Source organism: Dethiosulfatibacter sp. (genome assembly GCF_983023055.1).
Genome location: NZ_CEZJXU010000123.1, coordinates 1 through 5,684 on the forward strand (window position 1 = coordinate 1; position 5,684 = coordinate 5,684).

The window sequence follows — 5,684 nt, forward strand, 5'->3', positions numbered from 1 at the left end:
ATTGCAGGTGATGATACAGTTTTTGTAGCATGCAAAAGTCTTGAATCTGTAGATGAAATAATCAACAATTTGTACAGTATAATAAACTAGGGAGGAAACAATGCTTCTCAATCTTAGTGTAATGAACTTTATCATATTCGAGAAAATTTTCATAGATTTCACAAAAGGCTTCAACGTGTTTACAGGGGAAACCGGTGCCGGCAAGTCAATGATAATAGATTCCTTGAATCTGCTTTTGGGAGGCAAATCCAATAAGAACTTTGTAAGAAATGGAAGCTCCAAGGCGGTTGTTCAGGGGAGCTTTTTTATTGAAAAAAAATCGCCTCTTGTTGACATTCTTGCTGAGAACAACATAGATGTCGAAGACGGCACAATTATCATTACCAGGGAAGTCCACAACAACGGACGCTCCACAGCGCGAATCAATGATATTATGATAAATATATCATATTTGAAAAGGATATCGAAATACCTTCTGGATATACATGGACAGTACGAGCAACAGTCCATACTTAGCAGCGATGAACACATTATTATTCTTGACAAGATGTGTGGCGAAGAACTGGCTTTAATATTGAAGGAATATACTGGAAAGTTTTTATATTACAAGAATATAAAGTCGGAACTTAAATTCCTTGAAGAGAACAGCAGGGACAAGTACGCTAAAATCGACTATCTCAAGTATCAAATAAGTGAAATAGAAGATGCGTCACTGAATGTCGGTGAAGACATGGAACTTTTGGAAGAACTATCCGTATTGTCAAATATTAATGAAATAAAGGTGAATTTAAACAATTCATTGAATATAATTAACGGAGAAGGCAATTCAGTAATAGAAAACCTTTCAAAATCAATAGGATTATTGAGAAAGGTTTCCCGATTCGATTCCAAGATAATCGAATTTGATGAAACCTTGGGAATTATCATGGACAACTGTCAGGAACTTGCATATGACATCGCAAGTTATACAGAAGAAAAGGATGTTGATGAGGAAAGATTATGTTTTTTAACTGAAAGACTTGACCTCTTGAATAACCTGAAGCGAAAATACAATATGGAAACAAATGAAATAATTTCCTTTAAGGAAAAAGCAGAAGCTGAACTTTCAGAACTTCTAGACCTTGAAAATATTATTTCGGAAAAAAAATTGAAACTGAAAAATATTGTTATGGAAATGGAAATACTGTCCGACAGCATGAAAAAAGCTAGAAATAAAAAGGCTGCAAATATTGAAAAGCTTATAGAAAATCAACTTCATTCTCTAAATATGAAGGATGCAAGATTCAAGGTAGCAGTAGATGATACAGAGGATTTCAATAGCTATGGCAGAAATAGTATTGTATTCCATATCTCCACAAATCTTGGCATGGAGCTAATGGAGCTAGAAAAGATACTTTCCGGAGGGGAGGTTTCTAGAATCATGCTTGCAATTAAGTCTATCATCAATGAAATAGACGATATTCCAACGATGATATTTGATGAAATAGATTCCGGCATCAGTGGAAGAACAGCCCACCTTGTAGGCAACAAGATAAGCAGACTATCAAAGACTCACCAGATAATTTGTGTAACACACTCTCCTCAGATATCTTCAGCAGCTGATACACATTTCAGAATAGAGAAAAAATCCGATAATGATAAAACCTGGTCTTCTGTAGAAAAGCTGAACAGGGAAGAGAGAATCAATGAGGTTGCCAGACTATTAAGCGGTCTTGATATTACAGAAACTTCTGTTAAGAATGCAGAAGAGTTAATTAAAACTATAAAATAACGGAGAAAACCATGATAGAAAAAACTATATCAACCAAAAGAATTTATGATGGAAAGATTCTTAACTTGAGAGTAGATGAGGTCCTTCTTCCAAACAATAAAACATCACAGCGTGAAATTATAGAGCACAACGGCGCAGTAGCAATGGTGGCTGTAAATGATGATAACGAACTTCTATTGGTGAAGCAGTACAGAAAGGCTGTTGAAGAGGTAATAATAGAAATACCAGCAGGAAAACTAGAGTTGAATGAAGATCCTGATGAATGTGCCAGAAGAGAACTTATTGAAGAAACTGGTTTTAAACCAAACAAAATTACAAGGATGTTTGATCTTTCAACTTCTCCAGGATTTTGTACTGAAATAATACATATATATCTGGCAGAAGATTTAGAAGAAGCATTTCTTGAATGCGACGACGATGAATTTATTGAGGTTGTTAAAATGAATATTGACGAAGCTGTAAACATGATAAGCACGGGAGAAATAACCGATTCAAAAACTATAGCAGGCTTGCTTTACTATAAAATCAATCATACAAATTAAACTACTGCATACTCAAGAAAGCAGCTTTGCTGCGTTAACCGCATAACACCAACGCTTCAAGGGGTTATGCATATTTAACTTTCCAAAGCTAATATAAAATGTGGTATTATATAGATGGTACTATATATGGTACCGGAGGTAAAAATGAATGAACATATAAAGAAATATGCAGAATACCTTGAGAAGAGAAAGACTTTGTCTAAAAATACTTCTTCCGCATATATAAGGGATCTGACAAGTTTCAACACATATATAGAACAAAGCTATGACAGAGATTTGACTGATGTTACAAAGACAATGATTTTGACCTACGTATTAGACATGCAGAAAAAATCCAAGAATGCCTCTACCGTATCAAGAGGCCTTTCGTCAATAAAATCCTTTTACAAATATCTTGAAAACGGAAGAATAATAGAAAAAAATCCGTCAAATGGTATTCAGGCACCCAGGATTGAAAAAAAAATGCCTCGATTCCTTACTGTTGAAGAAATTGAAAAGCTGTTGGAAGTGCCTGATGTGGACACTGTCAAAGGCTGCAGGGATAAGGCAATGCTTGAACTCTTGTATTCCACTGGAATAAAGGTAAGTGAACTTCTTGATTTGAAAATCAGTTCATACTCCAAATACAGTGACAGTTTGAGGATTGTCAAGTCGAAAAACTCTAGACATGTACCTGTTGGCGAGACAGCAAAAAAACATCTTGAAATGTATATGGATGAATATAGACAGTCCTTGAATCCTGAAGAGGGTGAGGATACGCTTTTTCTTAATGTAAAGGGAAAGAGTATGTCCAGGCAGGGCTTTTGGAAGATCATTAAGAGCTATGCAAAATCCGTAAACATCCAAAAGGATATTACCCCACAGATTATCAGGAACTCCTTTGTTGTACACCTTTTGCAGAACGGAGCTGACGTAGGAACTCTTAATTCACTTTTCGGTCAAAACAGCATAAGCATGATACAGTCTTATTTGAAGAGCAGACAAAACAAAACTTTTGAAATTTATAAAAGGACACATCCAAGATCTTAAGGAGGTAACATATGTTTAACAGAGTTATTCTTATAGTTTTAGATAGTGTAGGTGTGGGGGCAATGCCCGATGCCGTCGATTACGGAGATGAAAACAGTAATACAATTCTTCATGTCTATGAAGGGAATGAGGATTTCCATCTTGAAAATCTTGAAAAGATGGGTTTAACCTATATTCTAGGACTTGAAGATATAAAGAATTATGATATTATAACAAATGGTATATATGGAAGACTTCTGGAACTGTCAAATGGCAAGGACACAACAACAGGCCACTGGGAAATAGCAGGAATAATATCTGAAGATTCTTTCCCTACATATCCCAATGGATTTCCGGATGAAGTAATGGATGAATTCGTCAAGAAATCAGGAAGAGGATACCTAGGAAACAAAACTGCTTCCGGAACTGAAATAATTGAAGAACTAGGCAGGGAGCATATGGAAACAGGAAAACTCATCATATATACTTCCGCTGACAGTGTTTTCCAGATTGCAGCCCACGAGGATATAGTGCCTCTTGAGGAGCTCTATGACATATGCAAAAAAGCAAGAAAGATGCTTGCTGGAAAGCATGGCGTTGGAAGAGTCATAGCAAGACCTTTTGAAGGAAGCCCAGGTTCTTTAAAGAGAACTGAAAACAGAAGGGACTTTTCACTACCTCCTACTAGGAAGACAATGCTTGATCTTCTTAAGGAGAATGGACTTGATGTTGTAGCAATAGGAAAAATCGAAGACATTTTTGCCCATGTTGGAATAACCAAGGCACTTCATACTACAAACAATAAAGATGGAGTAGAAGCAACAATAGATGAAATCAAAAACGAGTCAAAAGGACTCATATTTACAAATCTTGTGGATTTTGACATGCTGTATGGTCACCGAAACAATGTGCAAGGCTACGGTGAAGCGTTGAAATATTTTGATTCAAAGCTTCCTGAAATACTTGCAGCAATGAAGGATGACGACCTATTGATGATAACTGCAGATCACGGATGCGATCCATCAACGGATAGTACAGACCATTCAAGAGAATATGTTCCTCTATTGTGTTACTGTAAAAATATAATTTCAACTGATATGAAAACAATGAAGGGATTCAATACCATTGCAAGTACTGTGCTGGATATATTTAATATTGAAAATGATATTGAAAGTAAAAGCATATTAAAAGATCTGGTCAGGAGCTGATATTATGAGAGTTTATGATTTGATAACCAAGAAGAAGCATGGAGTAAAGCTTTCAAAGGAAGAAATAAATTATATAATTGAAGGATATGTTTCCGGCGATATTCCGGACTATCAAATATCATCACTTCTCATGGCCATATACTTCAAGGGAATGGACCTTGAAGAAACCATAGACCTTACTGAAGCAATGATAAATTCAGGAGATGTGGTGGACCTTTCCCATATAAAAGGAATAACAGCGGACAAACACAGTACTGGCGGTGTTGGAGACAAGACATCCCTTGTACTTCTACCACTTATGGCATCCTGCGGACTTAAAGTTTCTAAAATGTCAGGAAGGGGCCTTGGACATACTGGAGGTACCTTGGACAAGCTTGAATCTATTCCAGGATTCAACATCAACCTTACAAAGGAAGAAATGTTTTCTGTAGTTAACAGTGTTGGCTTTGCAATAGCAGGTCAGACAGCAAACCTGGTTCCTGCAGATAAGAAGCTTTATGCCTTGAGGGATGTAACTGCAACAGTTGACAATATATCATTGATTGCCAGCTCCATTATGTCGAAAAAAATAGCATCTGGAGCCGATAATATAATACTTGATGTAAAGATAGGCAGCGGCGCCTTCATGAAAGATATAGATCATGCTGTAAAACTTGCTGAAACCATGGTAAGCATAGGCAAGGGCTTTAACAGAAATGTAGGTGTCGTACTTACAAACATGGAAGAACCCCTTGGCAAGGCAGTAGGAAATTCACTGGAAGTTATTGAAGCAGTAAATACGCTGAAGGGCAATGGACCTGAAGATTTCACAGAGCTTTGTATATTCCTTAATTCTGTTATGCTTAAGCTTACGGGAATAGTATCAAATATTGAAGAAGGCAGATTAAAGACAAATGAAGTTCTTGAATCTGGCAAATCACTTGAAAAATTCAGAGAGTTCATATCTTCTCAAGGTGGAAATATTGAATATATTGATGAAACAAATAAATTCAATTCTTCAACATATTCTTATGGAATGGTTTCTCCTGAAGACGGTTATATTGAAGCAATAGATGCCGAAAAGATAGGTATCTGTTCCTTGATGTCTGGTGCAGGTAGGGAGACAAAAGAATCAGAAATAAATTATTCCGCCGGAATTTTCCTTTGTAAAAAAAC

The 5,684-nt window shown here is 36.3% G+C and carries 6 protein-coding genes; all 6 read left to right on the forward strand.

From position 1 onward, the window contains the following. Positions 1-90 carry a hypothetical protein gene (locus tag AC3AX0_RS05845; protein ID WP_487549373.1) on the forward strand — a complete coding sequence of 30 codons (90 nt, stop codon included), beginning with the start codon at positions 1-3 and terminating at the stop codon, positions 88-90. A 10-nt stretch (positions 91-100) separates the two neighbouring features. Further along, the gene (gene recN, locus AC3AX0_RS05850; RefSeq protein ID WP_487549368.1) at positions 101-1,771 is read left to right on the forward strand and encodes a DNA repair protein RecN; all 1,671 of its coding nucleotides are present in this window, start codon (positions 101-103) and stop codon (positions 1,769-1,771) included. Positions 1,772-1,782: 11 nt separating this feature from the next. Next, a complete protein-coding gene (locus AC3AX0_RS05855; RefSeq protein ID WP_487549369.1) occupies positions 1,783-2,313 on the forward strand; it encodes an NUDIX hydrolase in 531 nt (176 codons plus the stop codon). 144 nt (positions 2,314-2,457) lie between these two features. Continuing rightward, a complete protein-coding gene (locus tag AC3AX0_RS05860; protein ID WP_487549370.1) occupies positions 2,458-3,342 on the forward strand; it encodes a tyrosine-type recombinase/integrase in 885 nt (294 codons plus the stop codon). Between the two features lie 11 nt (positions 3,343-3,353). After that, positions 3,354-4,529, forward strand: a complete 1,176-nt coding sequence (locus AC3AX0_RS05865) for a phosphopentomutase (RefSeq protein ID WP_487549371.1) — start codon at positions 3,354-3,356, stop codon at positions 4,527-4,529. Positions 4,530-4,533: 4 nt separating this feature from the next. After that, the coding region (locus AC3AX0_RS05870) for a thymidine phosphorylase (RefSeq protein ID WP_487549372.1) at positions 4,534-5,684 on the forward strand (1,151 nt) is incomplete at its 3' end.

Coding starts and splice junctions, on each gene's coding strand:
- recN (WP_487549368.1), top strand. CDS start 101: ATGCTTCTCAATCTTAGTGTAATGAACTTTATCATATTCGAGAAAATT.
- AC3AX0_RS05855 (WP_487549369.1), top strand. CDS start 1,783: ATGATAGAAAAAACTATATCAACCAAAAGAATTTATGATGGAAAGATT.
- AC3AX0_RS05860 (WP_487549370.1), top strand. CDS start 2,458: ATGAATGAACATATAAAGAAATATGCAGAATACCTTGAGAAGAGAAAG.
- AC3AX0_RS05865 (WP_487549371.1), top strand. CDS start 3,354: ATGTTTAACAGAGTTATTCTTATAGTTTTAGATAGTGTAGGTGTGGGG.